Source organism: Bacteroides sp. CAG:189 (assembly GCF_000432295.1).
GTDB classification, from domain to species: domain Bacteria; phylum Bacteroidota; class Bacteroidia; order Bacteroidales; family Bacteroidaceae; genus Bacteroides; species Bacteroides salyersiae.
The window spans coordinates 59,592-82,109 of record NZ_HF991001.1 but is presented as its reverse complement, the minus strand read 5'-3'; the positions used below and the strand labels follow the sequence as shown (position 1 = coordinate 82,109).

Below are 22,518 nucleotides of genomic sequence, written 5' to 3'. Positions count from 1 at the left end.
TCATGGTAAATCATCCACCGCTTGATGCGAGTGTGGATATCCGTCACTACGCCGCCCAAGAAGTCCAACTGCTCCGGCTCCAGTGCGTAGGCGAAGAACTCCATCAGGATGGAGACATAAATCACCGCCCTGAATATCTTGTAAAAACCCTGTAACTCTTTGCTTTCTTCCATTTACTTTACGATGATGTTGGGTGATAATGAGAAAAGATGAAGGATGCCACGGTGGACACCCTCCAATCCTCTTATGAGTTTTATTCGTAGCCGTTGATGGTCTTCTCAGACTCTACTGTCCACGGAGAAATAGTTGCAGATATGACCTCCAAGGTGTTGCGTACAGGCTTCAATGAATAGCTGTAGGAATGACCCGCTTTCCACGTGTCGTTTGTGAGGAATACGAAGTTCTCCCCATTGCTGAGTTGCAATGTCATGTCTGGCATAACCTGTGCAGGAACATAAAGCGTATATTCCATGTGGTCACTTTGTGGGTCGCCGAAATAATAGGTCGTCACCGACTCGTCACTGCATTCTACCTTTCCGGTCTTGATGTTGAAAGTACCGCTGTCAAAATAACCGACGAACGTGAGTAGGCTTCCTGCAAAATCATTGGTGGTGAAACCGTATTCTGGTGAGGTATAGACCTTGATGATGACACGCACCATCTGATGGGTGAAGTTCAATGTAAGGCTCGGATTGGCGTATGATGCCGCTCCACTGGCAAACAGAAAATCATTGACCTTCTGCTCACTCTGTACAGCTGCCTCCGGCACTTGGAACTCTATGAGGTCGTTGGTAGGATTTGCCGTATAGGGATAGTAGGCATTGAAGGTGTGAGTGTCTGTGTCCGTGAAAAACACCTTGTTGGCTGACACAAACTGATTCGTGCCGCCGCTTCGGGTGAACTTCATATTGTTGATCATCCCTGTGGAAGAGATGCCAATCATATCATTGAGTTCCCACTGGTTGTCAACGGCTCGTGTGGAAACGGCAGGTTGCAGCATCTCCAGATTGGTGAATACCTGAAGCTGCTTGGTTGATGTGCTGTCGGTCACGACCACAGAACCTCCGCCACCGGGCAGGTAAATCTCATTGACGATGTCTTGGTCACAGGACGTGAGGAGCATGGCTCCAAGTCCCAACATTAGAAACAAATTCTTTTTCATGCTTTTTCTTTTTTAATTGTTGTACTTTGATGATGATACGGGTGATACTCGATGTCTGTATATGGGCTAATCCATAATCGTGATGATGGGTCTCGCCTTATGCGGCTGCCACTTGGGAGTCTCCTGTATGGCACCGCTTCCCAGTGAGTAAAGCCATGCCTTGGCGGTCGCTTGTCCTTCTACCTCCGTTGAAGTCCAATACCAACAGTCATCATCCTCATCGGGGATAGGTGTGCCGCCGCATTTCAGGATGTATGGGTTGATGATGTCCTTGGCATGATAGAGCAGACGCATCTGTGCCACACTGGGGATATAGGCACTTTGCCCGTAACGCCACATGTCGAAGACACGCTCAGCCAAAGGCGACTTCACATCGGTCGTGCCATAAAGGGCAAAAGTGTTCTTGTTGCCGTCGTAGGCGGTGAGGTCACAGGATGTGTCCTGTTCCACACCGATACTGTCAGCAAAGGCTTCGGGAGCGATGTCCCACAGATAGACGGCATATCCGTTTCCCTCCATTTCTTCCCTCTGATTGACGTTGAACACCACTGCAATGGCTTGCTTGCACGATTGCTCGTAGGTTTCGTAGGGCATCACCTTGCCGTCAGTGGTCAAGATATGGGTGACCTTCATGGCTGTGTCGGGAAAGTCCTGATGCTCGTCACAGGCAGTCAGCAACACCGTTGCCGCAACTGCCAAGATTGAAAACAGTTTCTTCATACGCATAGTCATTTTACAGGAAGTTTCACACCCAGGACAATACCCGTTCTGAACAGGTCTTCACCCTTGATCATCACATCGGTCTTCACCTGCCAGAAGAGCTTCCAGCCGTGTCTGAGTGTATAGTTTTGCTCATAGCCGAGGTGGATGCCACCCAAGAACCTGTCAGTATCGCTACCTGCCGATGCTCCTATGCGCATGTTGCCATGGTGGTTGCGTCCTCTTGCCACACAGGGCTTATAGGCAAAGCCGAAACCATAACTGCGGTAGTTGTTCCAAAAACTCTCAGGACAGACATGACCGCACGATGCGCACTCGTTCCACTTGATATATCCGTTTGCAAAATACTCCCACGCATTGTGGTACTTCGTCTCATACTCGTAGGACAGCGTCACGTCCAGTCCTCGCTCATACAGGCATCCGAACCCCAAGGATATGCGGTCGCTATTCTGCTGCGCCATTGCCGGAGTCATGCTTGCCATAAAACAGATGACAACGAGTAAGGTATGCACAAGCCAATTCCTCACTCCTAATTCCTCATTCCTAATTCTCATTATTCCTCCTCCAACAGTATATGGTTAAACGAATCGGCAGACAGCACATCCTCATAGTCGATGCTGAGCGAGATGGTGCGTCCACTTATCTGTTTTTCCGACAGCTCGATGGTCAGCACCTTGTCGTTGGGGAAGGTCATCTTCTTCACCACAATCACGTTGCGATAGCCATACTTGAAGGTCTTCGCATCGTCCAACACAAGAGATGGGGTCAGTTCCACTATCTGCGCATTGGTAGCCTTGCTCTGCTTCTTGTCCGATAGTTTGATGCGCATCTCGTCGATGTCGAAGCGGATGTTGGTCTTGTTCTCCACGGAGAAGTCGATGAAGAAATATTCGCCCACGCTGTAGATGTTGTTCAGGCGCATTACCATGCGGTGCATCTTCGTCGCCACGTTGCGGTATTTGGCAGACGATGACCATATCTGACGTGCATACTTGGTCATGTCGGCAGTGGACAGGCTTACAGCGGGATTGTTGTAGGCATTGCGCTCCGAGCATTCTATTTCCTTATCGGTTACTGCCTCCTGCATCCTCGTGGTATAGAGCAGTGCATACTGCGTGCGGTAGCGTTCCGTCACGATTGTCACTATCGCCAACACCTCACCGTCGGCATACACGTTGTCCTTCGGCTTCAGGCGGATGGTGTTGTTGATGGGTTGGTCGCCCACCACCTTGTCTGTGGATATATCGACAAAGCGGATGGGTTCGGAGGCGGTGATGACGGTGGTCACTTGGTCGTTGACCGTCAGCTGCTCCATCTCCATGTAGGTGGTCTGCGCCTTGGCTGAAAGCACGCTCAGCGAAAGCAATGCACAGACATTCATTTTCTGAAAACAATTCATATTAGTTGATTTTTTGATGTTTATACTCTATGAGCCACCGTTCCCGACAATTCCGTTGTCGGGCAGTGTCTATTTCCTTTTCTCTTTCCCATTTACAAGGTAAACAAACGTCCCATACTTCAGCTTCACTTTGTTCTTCTTGATAGCCTTGCTGATGGCATTGCTTGTCTTCTGGTAGGCATTGGTCACGGCTTGCATTCCCCATTGCGAGAAACTGTTGTTCGCTCCACTCTGGTCGATGTTCATGTTGCTCTGCATAGCACCGCTCGCCACATCTTTCGTGGTCTCACGGAACTGGCTGCCGGGGACATACAGTCCCTCCAGTCCGTCCGTGTCATAAAGCGAAAGCGAAACCTTTATCAGCTCGTCATCCACAAGGATGGAGTTGATGCTACCCTTCACTCGCTGCGAACCGAAACCGCTCATGGTGGCATAGAGGTACGACCCTTTCTTCACCACGGTCTCACCAATCTCAATATCGTCCAACAGTCTCAGCCGCACCCTCGACCCGTCCGTAGCCTTCACGTCCTCGTCAATGATGGCCTTGATGAGCTTTGGCTCATGCTCGTTCTGCGTCAGGGTGTTGAAATAGTCCGAAGTCACCTTCACCTTCTTCACCACCTCCTGTGCCTTGTCCTCCTCGTCCAGTGCCTTCACCGCCTTGCTGTCCTCGGCAATCTGACCTTTCACCTCAATCTGCTCCTTGGGAGGCCCAGCCTGTGTGGTATCCTGGGCCACGGGGGCAACTGCCGCCTGTCCTCTCAGCCTCGCTTCGGCGAGTGCCTTGTTGAGTGCTTCGAGTGCTTCCGCTTCTCGCGCCTTGGCATCGGCCACTTCGGCTGCATCGTCCTTCTCTTCTGCCTGACGGACGAGTTCCGCAAGGTCTTCTTCTGTGTACTTGGATTCATACGCTTCTTTCTCTTCTTCGTTGTCACGCTCAATGTTATCAACAGCCGAATAGTCTGCTATGCGACCATACGACTTCGCCATGTTCTCATACTTGCCACCGATGCCGTCACCATTCTTAATCTGCGCTCCGGGCAGGTTGGGGTTCAGAAACTCGGTGGTCTGCAGGTTCTTGTCCTGCGTTTCCGCCACCTCCGTATTGAACATGTCAAAGACAAAATAGCCTGTGGCAATCAACGGGATGTACACGATGGCTGGCAGCATGTACTTCGGCTGACGGAAGTTTATCTTATCTGTTATTCTCATCGCTGTCTGATTTTGATGTTACTGACTTGTCTCGATTCTCCTCGTTGGTTCGATGCGTCACGGGAGGAGTGATGCAATGGGCTGCATTCATCATCTGCTTCATGCGCCCTTCCTGCCGCTCGATGGCACTTGCAGCCTCCGTCCGATGACCGTAATACCGCACCATCCTGTAGATGTTGATGCCGAAGCACGTGGCGACAAAGCCGAAGACGATGACGAGAAACAGCGTCTTGTGGGCATTGGCAAAGCCTTGCACCTTAGCCGCCGCACGGTCTATCCTCGCGGTCTTGGCAAACTTGCGCCCTGCCGCCACCTCCTTCTCATACCGCTTCTTGTACTTGGGGTCGTTCTTGTCGGGCATATCCTCGCCCACAAGCATCCGTCTGATTCCTTTTACACTCATACCGCTAGGATATTAGAAGTTTGACTTCGACTTCTGCTCAATATCCTTGTTGAGCAAGGTTCTCCAGTTCGTGATGAGCAGTCCATGAGGATTGTTCTCCGTCCTCGGCACGCGCTTCACCTGTCCCGCCGTCACCAATTCACGCATCAGAATATTGCTCCTTCGCTCTATCCTTTGCCTACCGTAGTAGGTGAACTCCATCTTCTCCTTGTTGAACTTGATGCTGTCGCAAAAGATGCTGAACACGGCACTCGTACCCATGATATTGTTGTAAAAGCCCTTTTCCTTCAGCGTATTGTACTGCGCCAAACCAGTTTCATCGACCAAATACATCGCCTTCTCCATCGAATAGCGGATGTACTTGTCATCGGGAGCAAGCGTAAAGAAGTAATGGTGGAACATCTCGATATGGCTCTTTGCCTCCACATCCAGCGTTTCCTCCATCGTGGTGCGGTTCACCAGTATGGGCACGTTGCCGTCCAATACATACACCTTTTGCTGCGCGTCCGTCACCATGCAGCGCGCCGTCCAGATGCTCGACACCGAGATGATGATGCAGCCCATGAGGAACGCAGAGCAGATGATGCCAACCAGCTTGATTTTGTTTTCTAAGTTCTTGATTACCATACGTTACTGCTTGTTTGAGGTCTGATTTCTCTTCATTCTCACATATTCACGGTGCAGGATGGTGTATATGTCCTTCTCAACTTCTTCCACCAGTTTGGCGTAATACTTGATGCAAGCCTCTACGTAGATGCCTTCGTATTTCAGTTGGATCCACACCCACCAGATGTCACGTTCACGTCTCCGTCGATTTCTGTAGATTTTGGCACGATGCAAGCGATAACTCAGGTAATCTACCATAGGCACTACATACTCGTCGTTATCCTCAAAGCCTTCTGCCATCTCCTCATACTGTGGGTCGATGTAGTTGTTTTCGGAATTGAAAAACTCTTCCTTTGCACGCTTGTTGGCAAACGCCATGAATTTCTCATCTTTGAGCCAACGCTCAATTTCATTTTTTGCTTTCATTTTTCTTGATGGTTACTTTTATTTGTTTCAATAGGAGGTGCGGTGACTCACCGCACACTCACATGTTATCTCATCACGGTCGCCATGGTTCCCGTAGCCGTCATCTTGGCTTGTTGTGCCACGCCCTCGCCGAAGTTTCGGGTTGAGAAGGCGGTGTCGCCCTCTGGTATCATCCATGCCGCAAGGTCGGGCACGAGGTTCAGGCATTTCAACGCCACGATGCTCGCTGCCATCAGATAGCCTGCCGAGAAGAACGAGTTTTGCAGATAGGCTGCCATCGTCTGCTCACTGGCGGTGATGGCCGTCAGGTTCTCTACCTGTATGCAGAGCACAATATCAAACAGCAACAGGACGTAGAAACCGACGAAGTAGAGCATGGCTCCGTAGAAATGAACTGTCAAATAACGGGTTAGCCACTTCGCCCACGCTCCTTCCCACTTGGGCAGCAACGAAAATGCCCATTGTATTGGACCGAATATAGTGAGCATTCCGAGCAATATCTGCTGACAGTATATCGTCGCCCACCAACCGATGCGGAACACGATCAGGGCTATCAGCATCACTATCTTGTCGATGCCCACCACGGCCCCTGCCGTCAGTGAGGTGAACCACAGTTTGCTGGCATCCTTCTCCATGTTGGTCACTTCGTCCACGCCCGTCTGCTCCATCGTCGCCTCTATCAGGTTGGGGTCTGATGTGCCCTTATGCGCCACGTCTGCCTGTGCCTGGAGGTCAGTGTACATCGAGTCCCTGACATATACCAACTGCTGCACCTCCTCAAACTTGTCGGAAATTTGGGTCGCCTCTGCCTCATAGAGGTCGTGGGTGTAACTGCCGATGCAATTGGGAATATAGGATAGAAAATCCAATACGCACCAGCTGCTGCCGCTGTTGGTCATGCCTGTGTCAGCAGGTGGGTACCACCAACAGAGGATGATGCTCACCACCAAGGGCTTGAACAGTTTCATCACGTCCAACGGTTCGTTCTTCACCATCATCTTGTAGGCCATGCTTGCCGCCACGATGATAGAGAACAGTGCCGCCAATGCCATACACATTTGGAGGATCCACCAGAACGGCCCTTGTGAGCCTGTGAAGGTGGCATCGGTCAGGAACTCGTTGGTCTGGAATATCACATCGTCAATCTCCTCTTCGAGGATGTTGATGCCGAAATCGCTGAGTATGTTGTCTGCCATCAGTGCCTGGTTCTATTGTTGATAATCTCTTTGATAAACTCTATGCCTTTCGGTGTCCATGACAGATAGAAGTGGTAGAAGCAGCGCATCCTGCCTGTGACATATACCGCAATGCCCTTGTCCTGAAGGTCTTCACGCAGTTTCCACATTCCATATTCCTTGGTGATGATGCCTTCCTCTTTGAGGGTCTTCACAATCTTGCCGTAGTAACTTCCGACATATTTGTGAAGCTTTGACATTGAAACTACCTCTAAATCAGATGGCATATAATGCTCATCAACGATGGGTGTCCTGCCGATAACGCTGATTCGCTTCGGCATCCTTGACATCTCCAACTGCCACTTGCCGTTTTTCCTCTTGGCGGCATAGAGACGTAACTGTATTTTTGATATTGATTCCATAGCTATTTCTTTATTTTATGTTCTTTCGATAACAGGAATGACTCCCACGCTCTTCAGTTTCTCATAGAGGAAGCGGCGACCTTTCTGTGTCCATTTGGTGTTCATGCGCACATCCTCCGTACCGTCCTTGTGTTTAATGAGGTAGGTCTCGCTGGTCACATAACCGCAGTCCTTGTAGTCGGCATACAGAATCCACTGCTTGCCACGCTGATACTGGATGTTCATCTCCTTCAGACGTCGGTTGAAGCGGATGGACGACTCGCCATAGTCCTGTGCTATCTGTGTGACCAGGACACTGCTCTTCGTGGCAAGGATGATGTCAAGGTAACTCACCTTGTCCTTCATCTCCGTCACCTCCTGTTGCAGGTCATCCACCTTGGATCCCAACTCAACGATGCGTGTCCTTTGGTGTTCACACTCCTGTTCGACAAGCAGACGCTTTTGTCGTTCTTCCTTCAGATTGACTGCTAACCGTATCAGGAAGTCTGGCTCTGCCAATGCCTTCTCGATGGTCTGCTGTGTCATATAGGCACCATGCTTGCGGATAGAGGGGAGCACCTCCGATGTCACCCACTTGCGGAAACGTTTGGCTTCGGGTTTGCGACTGTCAAGGATGACATCATACAGTCCGTCTTCATTGATAAAGTTTGTAACCTGTTCTCTTCCAAGACTATCCGAGATGGGGTACTTTGAAAGTACATCATCCGAAAGTCGTTGTACCAACTTGCTGGTTTTTAGTCCAAGAACTCTTGCCACATCAGCCAAACAGAACAAGGGTTGCTCTGGTGTTCCTGTGGTTCGGACTGCTCCAAATTCCTCGTTGTTGAAAATCTGAATATCGTTCATATCTCTATGCTGTTTTGTGATTATTTCTTCTCTTCCCTTATTTCTATCTGTTCACACTTTCTTCACCCTCACCGCTGTTGGCATCATCGCCGTCAGTGCCTGTCGAGCTCCTCACGCCCTTCATGTTTTCCTGCCAACGGCTCTTGGCATCGCTGATGATGCTGCCTTTATGTACTACACGGTCGTTGGTGGCTGCCAAGAGGGCGGTAGTCTGGCTTTGGGTGTTGAGCTGCACAAGGTATTTCAGTAGTGTCTCGTTCTGTGTCGTCAGGTCGGCATAGATGCTAAGATACTGCCGCTTTCTCTGTGCATTGGGCATATAGGCATCCTTGGTGGCTTTCACGGCACACTGGTACATATTGTACAGTTCCTCCCACCGACGCTTGTCGTTGATGGTGCCTCCTGTAGGGATGATATGGTCTATGTTCGCCTTCATCTTGTCCAACTGACCGTTGATCTTGCTGCTTTCGGCAAGCCAGGCGAGGTCTATCTGTCGGTCGGCTACGTTCAAGGCTTCCACCTCAGCACGCTTGGTGAGGGCAGAGTCTATCTTCTCCGCATCATCTACTTGGTTGTAGAGGTTGATGCCGGCAAGAGTGCGGAAACCTAACTTGTTCTTCTCTGCCGCTGTCTTCTTATAGTTGTTATGTAACAGCCAATAATAGAACTCAGGGGTGAGAGAACCGCCACCTGTCTCCATCACCGTTATCTGGTTCTGCTTGGAGGAGTCGTGGTTGTAGGTCACGCTCTGGGCTGTGGCTTTGATGGTGGTTGCTACCGCCATGATGAGTATCATTGTCTTCTTCATGTCCGTTCTTCTTTTGTTTACAATCCGTCAATAGTCAAGTTTTCCTGCCACTTTCCATCGGCTGAAGGCATCTTCCAGTATCTCTTCCTTCGTCCTCGTCCGATACACCTTCTCCTTCCAATAGCCCATGCGCAGCTGCACATACCGCCATGTCTGGAAGTAGGCTTGGTTCAGATGTTTTTCTATCAGGTCCAACGAATTGTTGATATTGTCCAACACCATCAGCAGGTCGGAAGTTGAACAGGCTGCCGCTCCTGTGGCATACAACACGAGGTCGTTGACGCTATGGTAGAGTTGGCTTCCTTCGTTGTATATGTTGTCGATGGCTTTCTTGTTGATGCTGATGAGCATCGTGTCAGCCAGTTCGATGTGTTTCCGCTTGATGACCTTATCATTGAAGTCCTCCAACAGGTTCTTGTAGTCACTGATGCGGTCGCTCACCGTCTGGTAGGTGCTCTTCACGTTCAGCACCGTGCGCAACGACTGGTACATCACATCGATGATGTCGAAGGCCCGGGTGTATTTGTCCAAATCCACATTCAGTTCCTTGTATTTGCCCACCTCTTCACTGCTGTATTCATGCAGCAGTTGATTGCTGTACTCCAAAGTGCTGCGTGCCAGCAAGAGGCTGCGCTGCTTCTTGTGGTCGTTGATGTATGCTTCCACCGATACCGCATCGAATCCCCATTGCGCCAAGGCTGTATTGGGGAAGAGGGTAATCAGCAGGAGAGCTATGATGATGGTATGTCTCATTCTCCGTTCCTCCCTCAGTTTTCGTTCTCGTTATCTTCACCATTCCCTCTGTTAGGGTCTGCATTCTCTCTCCATCGCTCGTAGCACTCTTCAATGAGTGTCCTTCTGCGACCTTGGTCTGCGTCGATTGAAGGAAGAATGTCCTTCAGCACGTCAATGATGCTGCGCTTGTAGTGCATCATTTTTTCTAATGATACCAAGTCGGCGTAAATCTTGGTGATACGGCTATCTACTTCACGGGCTATCTCCAGACGGTCGCTCGACCAGAGCAGGTGTATTACATCGTCATTGTCGGCGGTCTGGGTTGCCTCGCTCTTGGCATATTCTGTGGTGATGCTGCACGACGGGAACTCCTGGGCTATCTCCGAGATACGGCTGTTCACCTGCCTCGTCTTCTCCTCGTCAGAGGCATTCGGGTCAAGGGTCAGCACATCCACCACCTGTGTGTCGGTGTATTCCGAGGTCAGCTCCCACGATATTTGCAGTATCGCACGGTGTATCTTGATGCCAAGGAAGTACTTGGGCTTCCTTGCAATGGACAGTGTCGCCTTGAAGGTGATAATGCCGTTGATGTTGGGCATGGTGGCAGTTCGGACGTAGGTGTAGCCGTTCCACGAACCGGCACCTTGCCACGTGAGATTGTAGGCTGACTTCACATCCTGCATGATGGCAGGGATGCGGTAGTAGTCATCGGTGGAGGTGGCATTGTCGTTAGCCGCCTCGCTCTTGGCATTCTGTATGTCTGCCAACTGCTGCTGCCATGTCGCCAATTCCTTCTTCAGGTTGTCTATCTTCGTCTTGTTGACATTATGTTGCTGCCGCAAGGCAGGGGCTTCCTCCACAGAGGCATTGGCTATCTGCGTGAGCAGGTTCCTGTTCTCTGTCTCCAACTGGCTTATCTGCGCCTCCAACAGGGCTATCTTGCTATTCGCCTCACGTTCCTTCTCGTCCAGTTCCGATAGGTCGAGATTATTTTCTGATACGCTTGTCCTCATGGCGCATTCCTTGCTGTGGGCATTGAGCGAACCGCCGCACTCACGGCACTTGTACTGCGTGCTGCCCTGTCCGAGGGTGACACCGTCCGAACAGGTGACGCTGATGGTCACGCTCTCCACGCCCTTCAGTTTGGCGGCATCGGTGGCTTGATAGTAACGGCGTGCGTCACTGCCGATGTAATAGACATAGCCCTCCTCGTTGTCGTTATACTCCGAGAGACGTGCCTGCAACTGACGCTTGAAGGTATTCAAGTCCATGCTGTAGGAGTCGAAGACATCCTCATACACCTCTTCCACGTTGTTCCAGCTCTTGGTAACGTGTATCTCGTAGGCGTAGGCCTTCTTGGTCTGCTTGCCGCCACGGCTGATGATGTACGACGACATCCAATAGTTCATCGTATAGGTGAAGCCGTCGCTCTGGGCGTTGAGCTGCTGCACACGGCTGCGGCTCCATCCGGCATGGTTCTCCGAGTTGGCCAGTATCTGCTCTCGCTGCGTGCTGTTAGGGTAGAAGTTGGGGTCGGAGGTGTTGATACGATACCAATGGTCACCGTTCAGAATACTGTTGTCATCGGTCGGCGGATAGTAGTCACAGAGGCTTACGCTGCCTTGGTCTCGTCGGGCAATGTACCAACGCTGTGTATAGTAGTTGCCCTGCGTCTCGCTCAGATAGTCTGTCATCCACGAGGTGATGTTGTAGTTGGAGAGGTCGAAGAGGGCTGCCACGTTGTCCTCGCCACCCACCAGACTAAGGAGTGTGCTGCCGATGCCGTTCTCTGCCTGTTCATAGAGGTCATGGTAGTTGTCATAGATGTCGATGATTTTACTCACCTTGCCATTGAAAAGGTCGTTGAAGGCACTCTGCTGCAAGAGTGCGCCTGATGCCCCGTTGATACCTGCCGTCGCCAACGATGCTCCCATATTGTAAAGCGTCTCGATGTCGGCGGTGAGGTTCTCCACGGTGAAGTTGCCGGGCACACTGGCGATGTCATCCAACAGCTGCTGCCAATCTACATTGCCTATCTCCGAGAGTTTGAGGATGGCGGCTATCTCTTGGTTGATTTCCAAGAACTGAATGTCGGCAAAGGTCAAGCTACTGTTGGTCACGACACTCTCAAACTGCATACACAGCGACTTTGTGTCGGCGCATATCTTCATCAGGTAACTGCCCCAGTAGAGGGCGGTCTGCGGACTTTTCAGCATCATTCCTGCCACCGTCCATATCTTGGGCATAATCTTGTTCGCCACCATATTGTGGATGCGGCGGTAATAGTAGTTCTCCGTGCTACTGCTCCAAATGCCGAGGTCGGTGAATGCCTTGCGCTCCAAGAACTTGGCAGCGAAGATGCCGGCAGTGGCAACCTCTGCGGCATTGTAGTGCTTCAAGATTTCGCCCACCTGCTCGTTATAATAGCTCTCTGCCATAGCTCCAGCACCGAATGCGGCAGCCATGGCGGCAACGATCTGCTTGTCGTAGTTCACGCTGTAATACTGCGCATGAACCCTTCCCACGACAAGTGTAAGACACATATATATTATAATAAGGTATAAACGTCTCATTGCTTCACTACTTTACGTTTTTACTACTTTCAGTTTCTACTATTCCACTACTTTACTACTTGTAGTATTTACTATTGGTAGTATTCACTACTAATCGTAAATACTACCCAGCCACCGTTCCCGAAAGTTTTGCTTTCGGGCATCTGGGCTTTACGTCTATTCCGGGATTTCCGTTTCCATCAATCAGCCCCCGTGCTCGCCGTGTCAGCGGCGAGTGGCTCCATCGTCCGTCAAATTGAGCACATGCCCCGCCTCATTGACCTTCTGCGCAAATGCCAACGACTTCCCGATGCCACTGGCATCCCAATCTCTGCAATACCGCTCGATAGCCTCCTGATGTCTGCACTTCAGTTCATGCTTATAGAGTTTCAATGCCTCCTTCTCAGCTCGCTCGGTGGTGTAGGTCATATAGCACTCGTGCGGCTCCTCCACACCATACACTCCGCTCGTCGATCCACGTCGGATAAACACCTCACGGAAGAAACTTCTTCCCTCCTTGTTATCCAAGCGGTTGACAGTGAATATCTTCTTGCAATCCACATCCGTCAATCCTAATATCGCCTTGATCTCGTCGAATCGCTCACGAAATTTGCTTTGGTCGAGCAGCATCACCACGTCGGAGTTGTTGATGATGGCTTCCTTCACGATGGGACTGCCGATGATGTCCTGTATCTCCTGTGTCACTACGCCCACGCTCGCCCAGAACTTTCGGGCTGTCTTGTATAGGTACTTGATGTACTCGGCCATCAGCGGCGAGGCGATGGCTTTCCATGCCTCCTCGATGACAAGGCACTTGCGGTTCTTCTTCAGGCGCATCTTCTGCAGGAACACGTCCATGATGATGAGCGTCACGATGGGGAAGAGCTGCTTGTTCTCCTTGATGGCATCCACCTCGAAGACGATGAAGGTCTCGTCGAACAAGGTGCTATCCACGTTCTCGTTGAGAATCTTGTCGTACTTGCCGCCACGGTAGAAGTTTTGGAGCATATAGGCGAAGTTGTCGCAGTCGATGGTGGTGATGTTGTTCTCGATGCAGATCTGGTCGAGACGCTCACAGGCGAACTCATAGAATGAGTCGAAGGAGAGGGTCTTCACGCTCAATGCCATGCGCCGTTCCTCCAGTCCCTTGATGAGTTTCTCCACCTTGTCGTGTATCTGCGTCAGCTCCGTGCCGCGCCGCTTCTCCATGGTGGAGAGGTTTTTTCTCAGTGTCTCCTTCTGTGAGGAAGGATAGGGCTGCACACCGTTGAAATAGAAATCGTAATACTCCGTCACCAACTGCTCCACGACACGGAACTCCAGTTCGGGTATCTGCGTCTCCGAGCCTTTCCATATCAGCAGTATCAGGTTCTTCAGGAAGTCTATCTTCTCAATGTTCAGCTCCCGCTTGCTGATGTTGAAGGGGTTCATGGTGATGGGCTTGTCCTCCGTATAGGCGATGTACTTGCCGCCCACATACTCGCAGAGTCCCTCATACGAGTTACCCGTATCGACCATGACGATGTCGGTGTTCTGCTCCCACAACTGACGCACCACGCTGTTCATGTGGAACGACTTGCCGCTGCCCGAAGGACCCAAACAAAAAAAGTTCGAGTTGTCGGTCAGCTTCTCCTTTCCCTCCTTTCCTGTGATGTCGATGGCTACGGGCACACCTTGGCGGTCGGTATAGTATATCTTCAGCGGGGTGTCCTCATTATGCACGATGCGCTCCTTGTACATCAGACAGGTGGCGGCATCGCCGAGGGTGAGGAATCGGTCGTAGTCGGCATTCATGCCATAGCAGTTGCCGGGGAAAGAGTTGACGAACAGCTCCAACTGGTTGTAGGCCCGCTTGCTGATGTGGATGCCCATGCGCGAGAAGGAGTTTTCGAGATGGTTGGTGCATTTCTGTATGTCGGTGTCGCCGCTCACTGCCACCACGAGGTTGTAGTGGGTATAGACGAGCTGCTTGCTCTCACGGGCTATCACCTCCTGCACACGCTTGATGTCCTCTACAGCCATCAGGTTGCTGGGGTTGGGCATGGAGGCATGGCGGTTTTTCTTCTTGTCGAGTAGGGCAAGCTCACGCTTCTGGTTGGGCACGAACACCATCTGGTTGAACACCACGCAGTCGGCTCCGGGCACGCTATCGACGATGCTCACGAGATCAACGGGCATACTGGTGTTGTTCACCTCGATATTTGCGTAGGGACGGATGACCGACGGCAAGTTGGCATAATCCACATCCACAAGGCTATACACCTTGCAGCTACGGTCCCCCATGCCGATGGTCTCGTCATCGACCTTGAAGTTGGTCATCGACACCACCTTGTCACGGAAGTTCATGGAGAAGAAACGGTCCACATACTCGCAGGCTTCCGTTTTGCCGAGGAATCGGGACTTCACGCCGGCATCCCTCAGCTGGTCGTGCACCTTGCGTATCTTCACCAAGAAGTCACGCCATTTCTTGTTGTCGAACGACATCAGACGGCTCTTCTTGTTCTCCTGTGTGATGGTGAGGTAGCAGACGCTGTCGGTAAAGGGTCTGCCGTTGAAATAGCGGAAGTAACTCTCGCTCAGGAACTCATGATTTCCACCGTTCTCTTCCTTGAATGCCTTCCTCACAAACACGTCCTGCTTGTGCAGCGCATAGCCTTCGCCCAAGGTCTGGGCAAGGGCGGCGAAGAGGTGGGTGAACTCATAGTAGGCCTCGATGTTGGCGGAATACTTCTGCACAGGGTTCTCCATCTTCAGAACAGCGGAGTATTCGCCCGTCTTGGTATAGAGCACGCCGATGCCATCCACTTCCTCGATGGAGAAGTAGATGTCCTGGAAGATGCGCTTGCGCTTCCCTCCCGTGCCGAATGCCTTGACACTGATGGCCATGCCCACGCAGATGGCTGAGAATATGAGTATGATGTATAGGGTCATTGTTCTTTTTCTTTTTTAATCGCAAAAAGGCGGGCGCACCCTCATGCGTGATGCCCCCACCTCCATTCACTTACAATCATTGATAGCTTTCCACTTGGACATAATGGATTCTCTTTTTTGTTTTACACTTTCTTTGAATAGGCATAGATGAATATGCCGTTGTCACTCTTCTTGCTGTGCAAGCCCTTGCGCTGCTTCATGACGATGAGAACGCCACCGACAGCTACGGCGAGGACTAGCAGCACGAGTCCTGCCACGAAACCGAAGATGCAGTAGCCGAGGATGAAACCCGCAACGGCTCCTCCTGCGGTGGCTGCCGCCCAGTAGATGTAGCGTCCCTGCAACCCGAAGAACTCCAATGGACGTTGCAGTCCCTTGAAAATGGGATAATCCGGAAAACGCTCTTGCTTTGTATCTGCCATAACTGTCAGTGTTTTAACGTTCTACATACTCACAATCTCACGCTGCGTTTAACCTCCAATGCCGAAGAACAGAGGCAGTGCCTGGGCTGCTGCAATGAGGAAAATACATGCGCCGACGACCATCATGATCTTCTTTTTCACGTCCTGTTCCTCGTTGTTCATGGCGATGTAAACGCTTATGGCTCCGACAATTGCAACGACACCTGCAATGGCATAGCAGAGCTTCACCACGATAGGTACATACTTGGCAATCTCCTCCGTCACTGTGGTAAGCGCGGTCGTTCCTGCCGAGTAGTCGCCGGCTGCGTTCTGTGCCATTGCTGCGGTGGTGCCGACAAGCAACATCAGGGCGAGCGTTTTCATGCGCTGTGAAGAGAAGAATCCCTTCACCTTCTTGTTAATCCTTTCAAACATTCTTTTTACCTTTTAATTTGTTACACTTTGAGTTATCTTATCTCGTATCACCTGTATCTCAAATCTGATAACCGAAGAAAGCGGGGAAGACGATGGTCGCTCCTATGAGGAACAGGCAGGCTCCCACCAGCATCATGATGTTCTTCTTCACTCCTTCTTCGCCCGTATTCATCTTTATATATATCTGCAAGGCGCTGACTATGACCACGATGCCCGCCACTGCATAGCACAGATAAACGATATAGAGCATCATCGTCACGGCATAGTCATGGGCACTCGCAAGTGCGTCCGCTCCCCAGCTGTAGTCCACGTTGCCACACTTAGCACTGGCCAGAGCTGGGGTTAAAGCGGCATATAATGATAGAAATGCACTTCTTGTTTTTGACATCATATCTCATTATTGAGTGATTCCACCTTGACCATGTCACGTCCATTGTGACGAAGACCGCGGGCGATGATGGTGTTGTTCAATTCTTCCGAATACATGGGGTCGGAATAGGTGGTATTCACTTCCTCCATCTTCTTCTCGATTGCGCTTTGTATCTTTTCAAGCACATGAGGCTTGCTCTCTTCCGCAGTGGCGGCTGCCTCCTCTGTAGGCTCTGCAAGCTGCTTCTCCTCGTAGGCTGTCTCATATTGGTTGTCGCCTACGCTGAAACCACCGTCGCTCTCGCTGACCGCTATCGACTCTTCCTCGTCGGTCATGTCACTGACATCAAACGACTCGCCCTGTGACTTCTCGTCCTTGGGCTTTCCGTACAGATCCTGCACGATGATGACCGTATAGTAGATGACATAGATTATGGTCACGACAATGGCGAATATTACAAATGACTTCATATTTTCAAGTTTGATTTTACTATGGTTTGGCTTATTGCCGATGCAAAGGAACTACCTTTTCTTCAATCTTAAACCGAAATGACTTTCCGCGGAGCCAAATCTTAACTCTAATTTTGATTACACTCGCAATCATACTCAAAAATCAAACTCGAAAGGCACAAAAAAAGCCCTTCCGATAGGGAAGAGCTTGTAAAGAGGGTGGATGAAAAAAATGTGGATGGCTATATGGTCAGGTACTTGCCATGGGAGAAGTCCTGATGTTCGTTAGAGAAAACATAGCCCAACTGGTTGGACAAGCATTGGGTGTTGCCTATCCTGGCATCGATGTTGGTGTGCGAATGTCCGTATATCCAATAGTCTATGCCGCTATCGGTGATATAGTCCTCCAACTCTACGGTGAACGCCACGTTTGCCTTGCTGCCTTGAAACTTTGGGTGGAGCATACGGAACGATGGTACATGATGGGTGACAACAATCTTATGGGCTGCTTGCGAATATGCCACTGCATCCTTGATAAAGGTGAGGCAACGTTCATGCTCAGCATTGAATTGGGCATGGGTCATCAGCTCACCTTTATATAATATACGGCGGAAGTCGCTTATCACTTGCTCGGTGAAGTAAGCGTCCTCCAAAGGAATCCTCGACCAAAGGGTGGAGAGGATGATGTCGGTGTCGCCAATCCTCGCAATACCGTTGTAGTGGCTGAATACATTGGGACGTACCTCCAAGAGATAGCCGTCGGGCAGTGTCGCCACATCATAATATTTGTAGAACTCATGGTTGCCCATGCAGCAATGCACCTCCTTGTAGTTCTCCGATGCCCAGTCCCAAAAGGGATGCTTGGAGTAGTTGTCATCGCCGAGATAGCCGATGTCGCCGGCAAGCAGCAGTATGTCGCCCGTCACCTCCAAGGGGTGGGCTTTCAGATACCGCCAATTGTCGGCAAACTCCAGATGCAGGTCGGATGCGTATTGTATCTTCATATTGGTCATGCTTCTATAAACAATTCATCCAGTTGATCTAACAGTCCGGTCACAAATGCCTCGTCTTGACCGAGTGACTTTGACAATGGTTCTGCGAGAGTTGACCAGTCGGCTCTGATGGAGGCGACAAACTCCCTTATACATGCCACTATTGAAGCAGGAGCCTCAATGTTGTCCTCAGTCATTATGACCACATTTTTCAGGATGTCCGAACGGTGCTTCTTGATGTCTTTGGTGTTCACATGCTTGCCGTCCCGCTTGTCTGCCATGAGATTTAGGTAGGCTCTTGCCTTCAGTGCTATCAAGGCAGCGGAATTGGCATGGCGTATGCCATCAGTCAGTTGGCTGTGTGCGATAGTAAAGTGATAGTAATCATCGTCCATGATGATGGCACTAAGACTCGACACATCTTCATCGGTCGGGATAGGTTCTATGACAAATCCCTTTGGCTCTCCAAGCACGTCGGGGTGGCGTGACAGCAGTTCTATCATCTCGGGATAGCCGTCTTTACCATCAAGGAAACGATACATTTCATACCTTGGTGGCTCACCAGCCTCCTGTTTCCTCTTTTCAGGTCGATAGCCAGCCTCCCGCACAAACTGCCAGAAGCGATTGGCGAAAGCCTCGGTCATGTTCTCTACGATGACTATCATGTCGATGTCGTGTGTGGCGCGTGGACGCACCACGGTATTGGTCATGGTGATGTCACAGGCTGCTCCGCCTATCACCACATAGTTTTCTGAGTATTCCGCAAATGCTTCACGGAACTTGACTAATCCTTCCATTTCTGTTCACTGATTATTCGTTCTACTTCTTTTTCTACTCTCGGATCATCATCATCTCTCAACGAAAGGACAAGGGAAAGGCGATCAACCCACTGGCTTTTGTCGCCCATTTTGCTGACAACAGGGTATTTCCATACCTCTATGATATAGTTGCCGTCATAGATGTTGGGATTCTCCATGACATCAGCCGACTTGACGGCACGATATTCCTTGCTTGTCATCATTATCATCTCTTCCCGGTCACGATTAAGCATGGAATAATGTGCCAGGGCATTGATGCCGCATACGGGGTATTCCGCATCCAAGCGTATGTCATCGCAAAAGATGCGGTTCTCCACAGGTGACAGCAAGACGTTCTGAGCCTTGTCCCACAGTTCCTTGCCCTTCAACTCGAAGTGTACCACCTTGCTGCGCTGTCCGTTCTGAATCTTTTGACACAGTCCTACATCTTCAAGACAGGTGACACCCAACGTGACGCTTTCGTAAGAATATGGAAGCAACGGTGCAATATCCCTTGGCGACATTCCTTCAATACTGCCCACCTGTAGGTGATAGAGTAGTATGTATTGCGCCACAGGGGTCAATACTTCGGCAATCTTCCTGTTGCTTGTCTTCTCCAATGCTATGATGCCTGGCAGATGGGCATATTCCTCGGACATGACAAAGAAGACTCCTTTGTCTGCCAGTCTGTGTCGCTCGTAGGTGGGTCCGGGCGCAAGGATAAACACCGCAGGCAGTCCCAGGGCTTCGGTCAACCGCTTGCCCGTGATGGCGCAAGTCCGTGGAGAGGGATTGCCCTTCTTGGGCTCAACGAACAGCAGGGGCGTGCCTTGGTATGTGCCATCATAGAAACGGTATGAGAGTTTCTCGCCAACCGTGATGCCTTTCAGGCTTTCCTTGGCACGAGGTTCCACCTCAAAGCGTCTGCCCAATATCCTTATTTCTTTTTTCAATTCCATTCTGCTACATTTTAATAATGTATTAAAACGATGCAAAAATAAGGATAATAATTGAGAATCAAGCATGTTTGGGCGAAAAAGTGCAGATTTGATATGTAATTTCAATGCATTTGAGCCATTTTTGCATCAAATGATGGTGTTTTCGTCTTTATAATGTCATTCAGATGCCGTTCGTTTCTTCCTCATCAGATAGTCGTTGACATCCTTGTAGTCGGCATATCTGAAGGACTCGTCCGTCACCCTGTACTCGAATACATTGCTGATGCTCTCAACCGTCTTGCGTCCTGCCTGGTCGTTGTCGAGGAAGCAATGGATGTGGGTGTAACGGTCAAGGTAATGCAATGCCTGTTTGAGGTTGGCGACTGAGTTCAGTATCATATAGTCGCAAGGGCTTTCAACGACAAACCATCGGTCTTGCTGTTTAACGAGGGTCATATAAGCAAGGAAGTCCATGAAGCCCTCAAAGACCAGACAACCGTTTTGCCACTCGTTGAACGTATGGGCAAGCAGGGTGATGTCCTTATGCCCGATGCAGCCCTTGAAATAGGGATTGCGCACCTCATGTCCTTCACTCAGATTGCCAAAGGCAATGCCATAGTAATGTTTTTGCTCAACCTTGTAGTGTATCTCCCTGCAATACATCCTGCCAATGGTGATGTCTATCCGTCGGCTACTGAAATAGGACAGCAGAGAATGGTTGCTCAGTGGGAGCAGCTTCACATCGTTCATCTTGGTTGTCGTGTATTCCTTGGCTGCGATAGCGGTCTCGATTGCCTTATCCACAGTGGCAATACTCTTGGACGCAAGGTAGGCAAGGGCATCGGAAACGGATTGTTTGTTATACATACGCTTTACCAGCTCCACAAGGTCACCGCCCTCCTTAATGGCGTAGTCGTACCACAGGTTCTCCTTCTTGCTGACCTTGAACGATGCGGTCTTCTCGTCCCTGAAGGGTGACAGATACCAGTAGGCATTGCCCTTCTTCTTTTTCAGCGTTACATTCTCCTTGTCTAAGAAGTCTATAATGCTCAGTTTCTTCGATTGTTCAATATTCATTGTACTTTCATTTGTTCGGTTTTACTTTGTCCATGGAAACAGTTTACTTTACCCTTTCTCCTATATAGGCACACCCGTAAACTAAACCATTTGCTAAACTACTTTTCCGCTTCCCAATTCAGCCTCCGATTTCGGTTTACTTTGGCCTTATTTCTTATATATAGGTACGGACGTAAACTAAACTGGTTTCTGAACTGTTTTTATTCCTCTTCATGGAACAGGTCAATCTCGGCAGGTGTATATCCGAAATAGTAATGATTATCCCGCTTCACTATGAGCTTTTGCTCGTTAATCAGGTATTTCAGCATTTTGATGATGACGCTTCTGCCACGCTTAAAGCCAATGTCTGCATAGGCTTGCGTTAATTCCTCCACCATGCGATCGAATCCTTTGATAGGTTTCTCCTTGAATGCAGCCGTCAGCGCCTCGTTATGCTGTTCGGATGTCAAGTCTTGGTAAGTAAACCTTGACGGTTGCTTGTCACCTTCTTCCTTCTCCGGCGTGTGCTCGACAATCTCTGGCAACCCTTCCTCATTGACTGTAAAGGCAAACGGCTTGAACTCCTTCTCACGGATGTGCATCGCCTTCACCTCGCTGATGTCGGGATTGGTGGTGCTCTTGGTGATGACAAGCACCGTCTCTGCCTTGTTGTTCATCTCCGTACCGATATGCCCGCGCACGTTATTGTCGCCCTTGTTCTGATGCAATACGCAATGGATGTGCAGGTCATACTTTGATGACCATTCCATCATCTTGTTGATGACCTCGACCGATTCTCCCGCATTGTTGATGTCGAGAAGCAGGTCTCTGATTCCGTCGATGATGACCAGTCCATAGCTTTGGTCTTGGGCAAGCGCATAGTCTATGACCTCTATCCTGACGGAGGGCGTGTACTCTCTCAGACAGATAAAGTCAAGGTTCTCGTTGTCGATGCTTGTAGGTAGACCAGCGAGCTTCAGGATGCGCTCCAGCACATTATGGCAGTGATAGCGGCTCTGCTCCGTATCTACATACAGTATCTTGCGTTTCCCCTCTGGCAGACTGGCGCGATAGTTCAGTACCTTGCCGTTGGCGAGGGAAGCGGCTACCAAGGCAGACACGTTGAAGGTCTTTTTCGCCTTTGCCTTACCAGTAGAAGCACTGAAGTTGCCCAATGTGGCTATGCTGGAATTATCAACCCATATAATCTGAGGAGGTGTTTTATAAGTATCTGTTGCCTTTATCAACGATTCGCTCAATATGCGATTGAGACGCTGTACTCCTTCCTCTTTTGAGTTAGGCTGTACATGTTTGTTATTTTCTTCCATTTTCATTCTTTCGGATTATCAATTTCTATTTTCGTTACCATTCCAATGACCTCTTGTTTGTTTTGGAGCAGCCACTTGTCGATTTCTTCTCTATTAAAATACAGCATTTTTCCCCTTGGCTTATAGTGTGGAACTTCTTTTGCGGCTGTAAGTTTGTATAGCAGGCTTTCAGAAACACCAATATACTTACATGCTTCGTCAAACCCCAAGACGGTTTTGGTCTGCTTGACCATCTTCTCCAATTCCTCGATTCGCTCTATTAGTTTGTCAATAGGTCCCAAAGCCTCCAAACTGTCTTCTATTGCGACAATTCGCTCATAGAGTCTAAAATGTCTTTCATTCATGTGTCACGTAC

General features: G+C 50.0%; 25 protein-coding genes. All 25 read right to left on the bottom strand.

All coding sequences use genetic code 11. From position 1 onward, the window contains the following. Positions 1-253: 253 nt before the first annotated feature. The 25 genes from QVP90_RS02785 to QVP90_RS02665 all read right to left on the bottom strand — a co-directional run bounded on the left by QVP90_RS02785 (position 254) and on the right by QVP90_RS02665 (position 22,507). Positions 254-1,123, bottom strand: coding sequence for a fimbrillin family protein (locus QVP90_RS02785; RefSeq protein WP_225483410.1), 870 nt, complete (start codon positions 1,121-1,123; stop codon positions 254-256). 105 nt (positions 1,124-1,228) lie between these two features. Further along, positions 1,229-1,882: a hypothetical protein gene (locus tag QVP90_RS02780; RefSeq protein WP_005816136.1), complete on the bottom strand. Its 654-nt coding sequence runs from the start codon at positions 1,880-1,882 to the stop codon at positions 1,229-1,231. Between the two features lie 8 nt (positions 1,883-1,890). Then, on the bottom strand, positions 1,891-2,364 hold the full coding sequence (locus QVP90_RS02775; RefSeq protein WP_425285375.1) for a hypothetical protein: 474 nt from the start codon (positions 2,362-2,364) through the stop codon (positions 1,891-1,893). Positions 2,365-2,435: 71 nt separating this feature from the next. Beyond that, positions 2,436-3,281 carry a conjugative transposon protein TraN gene (traN, locus tag QVP90_RS02770; RefSeq protein ID WP_005816133.1) on the bottom strand — a complete coding sequence of 282 codons (846 nt, stop codon included), beginning with the start codon at positions 3,279-3,281 and terminating at the stop codon, positions 2,436-2,438. 69 nt (positions 3,282-3,350) lie between these two features. Further along, positions 3,351-4,493 carry a conjugative transposon protein TraM gene (gene traM, locus QVP90_RS02765; RefSeq protein ID WP_005816128.1) on the bottom strand — a complete coding sequence of 381 codons (1,143 nt, stop codon included), beginning with the start codon at positions 4,491-4,493 and terminating at the stop codon, positions 3,351-3,353. Beyond that, positions 4,477-4,896: a hypothetical protein gene (locus QVP90_RS02760; RefSeq protein WP_005816127.1), complete on the bottom strand. Its 420-nt coding sequence runs from the start codon at positions 4,894-4,896 to the stop codon at positions 4,477-4,479. Before QVP90_RS02760 ends, traM begins: the two co-directional genes overlap by 17 nt. Positions 4,897-4,908: 12 nt before the next feature. Then, positions 4,909-5,523 (bottom strand): conjugative transposon protein TraK, encoded by a 615-nt coding sequence (traK, locus tag QVP90_RS02755; RefSeq protein ID WP_005816126.1) that lies wholly within the window; start codon positions 5,521-5,523, stop codon positions 4,909-4,911. Between the two features lie 3 nt (positions 5,524-5,526). Beyond that, a complete protein-coding gene (locus tag QVP90_RS02750; protein WP_005816123.1) occupies positions 5,527-5,928 on the bottom strand; it encodes a hypothetical protein in 402 nt (133 codons plus the stop codon). A 65-nt stretch (positions 5,929-5,993) separates the two neighbouring features. Beyond that, the gene (locus QVP90_RS02745; protein WP_005816122.1) at positions 5,994-7,124 is read right to left on the bottom strand and encodes a hypothetical protein; all 1,131 of its coding nucleotides are present in this window, start codon (positions 7,122-7,124) and stop codon (positions 5,994-5,996) included. Further along, entirely contained in the window at positions 7,124-7,525 is a 402-nt protein-coding gene (locus QVP90_RS02740; RefSeq protein WP_005816121.1) for a hypothetical protein, read from the bottom strand. Before QVP90_RS02740 ends, QVP90_RS02745 begins: the two co-directional genes overlap by 1 nt. A 15-nt stretch (positions 7,526-7,540) precedes the next feature. Continuing rightward, on the bottom strand, positions 7,541-8,371 hold the full coding sequence (locus QVP90_RS02735; protein WP_005816120.1) for a phage antirepressor: 831 nt from the start codon (positions 8,369-8,371) through the stop codon (positions 7,541-7,543). A 43-nt stretch (positions 8,372-8,414) separates the two neighbouring features. After that, positions 8,415-9,179, bottom strand: coding sequence for a DUF5045 domain-containing protein (locus QVP90_RS02730; RefSeq protein WP_005816119.1), 765 nt, complete (start codon positions 9,177-9,179; stop codon positions 8,415-8,417). Between the two features lie 27 nt (positions 9,180-9,206). Then, positions 9,207-9,932 (bottom strand): hypothetical protein, encoded by a 726-nt coding sequence (locus QVP90_RS02725; RefSeq protein WP_005816118.1) that lies wholly within the window; start codon positions 9,930-9,932, stop codon positions 9,207-9,209. 14 nt (positions 9,933-9,946) lie between these two features. Beyond that, the gene (locus QVP90_RS02720) at positions 9,947-12,487 is read right to left on the bottom strand and encodes a hypothetical protein (protein WP_005816117.1); all 2,541 of its coding nucleotides are present in this window, start codon (positions 12,485-12,487) and stop codon (positions 9,947-9,949) included. A 204-nt stretch (positions 12,488-12,691) separates the two neighbouring features. Then, positions 12,692-15,397: a TraG family conjugative transposon ATPase gene (locus QVP90_RS02715; RefSeq protein WP_008021336.1), complete on the bottom strand. Its 2,706-nt coding sequence runs from the start codon at positions 15,395-15,397 to the stop codon at positions 12,692-12,694. A gap of 122 nt (positions 15,398-15,519) precedes the next feature. Then, a complete protein-coding gene (locus QVP90_RS02710) occupies positions 15,520-15,819 on the bottom strand; it encodes a DUF4133 domain-containing protein (protein WP_005816074.1) in 300 nt (99 codons plus the stop codon). Between the two features lie 48 nt (positions 15,820-15,867). Next, positions 15,868-16,233 (bottom strand): DUF4134 domain-containing protein, encoded by a 366-nt coding sequence (locus tag QVP90_RS02705; RefSeq protein ID WP_007837354.1) that lies wholly within the window; start codon positions 16,231-16,233, stop codon positions 15,868-15,870. A 58-nt stretch (positions 16,234-16,291) separates the two neighbouring features. Then, a complete protein-coding gene (locus QVP90_RS02700) occupies positions 16,292-16,624 on the bottom strand; it encodes a DUF4134 domain-containing protein (RefSeq protein ID WP_005812854.1) in 333 nt (110 codons plus the stop codon). Beyond that, entirely contained in the window at positions 16,621-17,073 is a 453-nt protein-coding gene (locus tag QVP90_RS02695; protein WP_005812857.1) for a hypothetical protein, read from the bottom strand. Before QVP90_RS02695 ends, QVP90_RS02700 begins: the two co-directional genes overlap by 4 nt. 221 nt (positions 17,074-17,294) lie before the next feature. Then, entirely contained in the window at positions 17,295-18,065 is a 771-nt protein-coding gene (locus tag QVP90_RS02690; protein ID WP_007837351.1) for a metallophosphoesterase, read from the bottom strand. Continuing rightward, positions 18,062-18,841: a hypothetical protein gene (locus QVP90_RS02685; protein ID WP_005812861.1), complete on the bottom strand. Its 780-nt coding sequence runs from the start codon at positions 18,839-18,841 to the stop codon at positions 18,062-18,064. The genes QVP90_RS02690 and QVP90_RS02685 overlap by 4 nt, the downstream gene beginning before the upstream one ends. Further along, positions 18,829-19,866 (bottom strand): hypothetical protein, encoded by a 1,038-nt coding sequence (locus tag QVP90_RS02680; RefSeq protein WP_234188915.1) that lies wholly within the window; start codon positions 19,864-19,866, stop codon positions 18,829-18,831. The genes QVP90_RS02685 and QVP90_RS02680 overlap by 13 nt, the downstream gene beginning before the upstream one ends. Before the next feature lie 90 nt (positions 19,867-19,956). Then, the gene (locus QVP90_RS02675; protein ID WP_005812865.1) at positions 19,957-20,856 is read right to left on the bottom strand and encodes a toprim domain-containing protein; all 900 of its coding nucleotides are present in this window, start codon (positions 20,854-20,856) and stop codon (positions 19,957-19,959) included. A gap of 200 nt (positions 20,857-21,056) precedes the next feature. Beyond that, positions 21,057-22,163, bottom strand: coding sequence for an AAA family ATPase (locus tag QVP90_RS02670; protein ID WP_005812867.1), 1,107 nt, complete (start codon positions 22,161-22,163; stop codon positions 21,057-21,059). A gap of 2 nt (positions 22,164-22,165) precedes the next feature. Next, on the bottom strand, positions 22,166-22,507 hold the full coding sequence (locus tag QVP90_RS02665) for a helix-turn-helix transcriptional regulator (protein WP_005812869.1): 342 nt from the start codon (positions 22,505-22,507) through the stop codon (positions 22,166-22,168). Between the last annotated feature and the right edge of the window lie 11 nt (positions 22,508-22,518).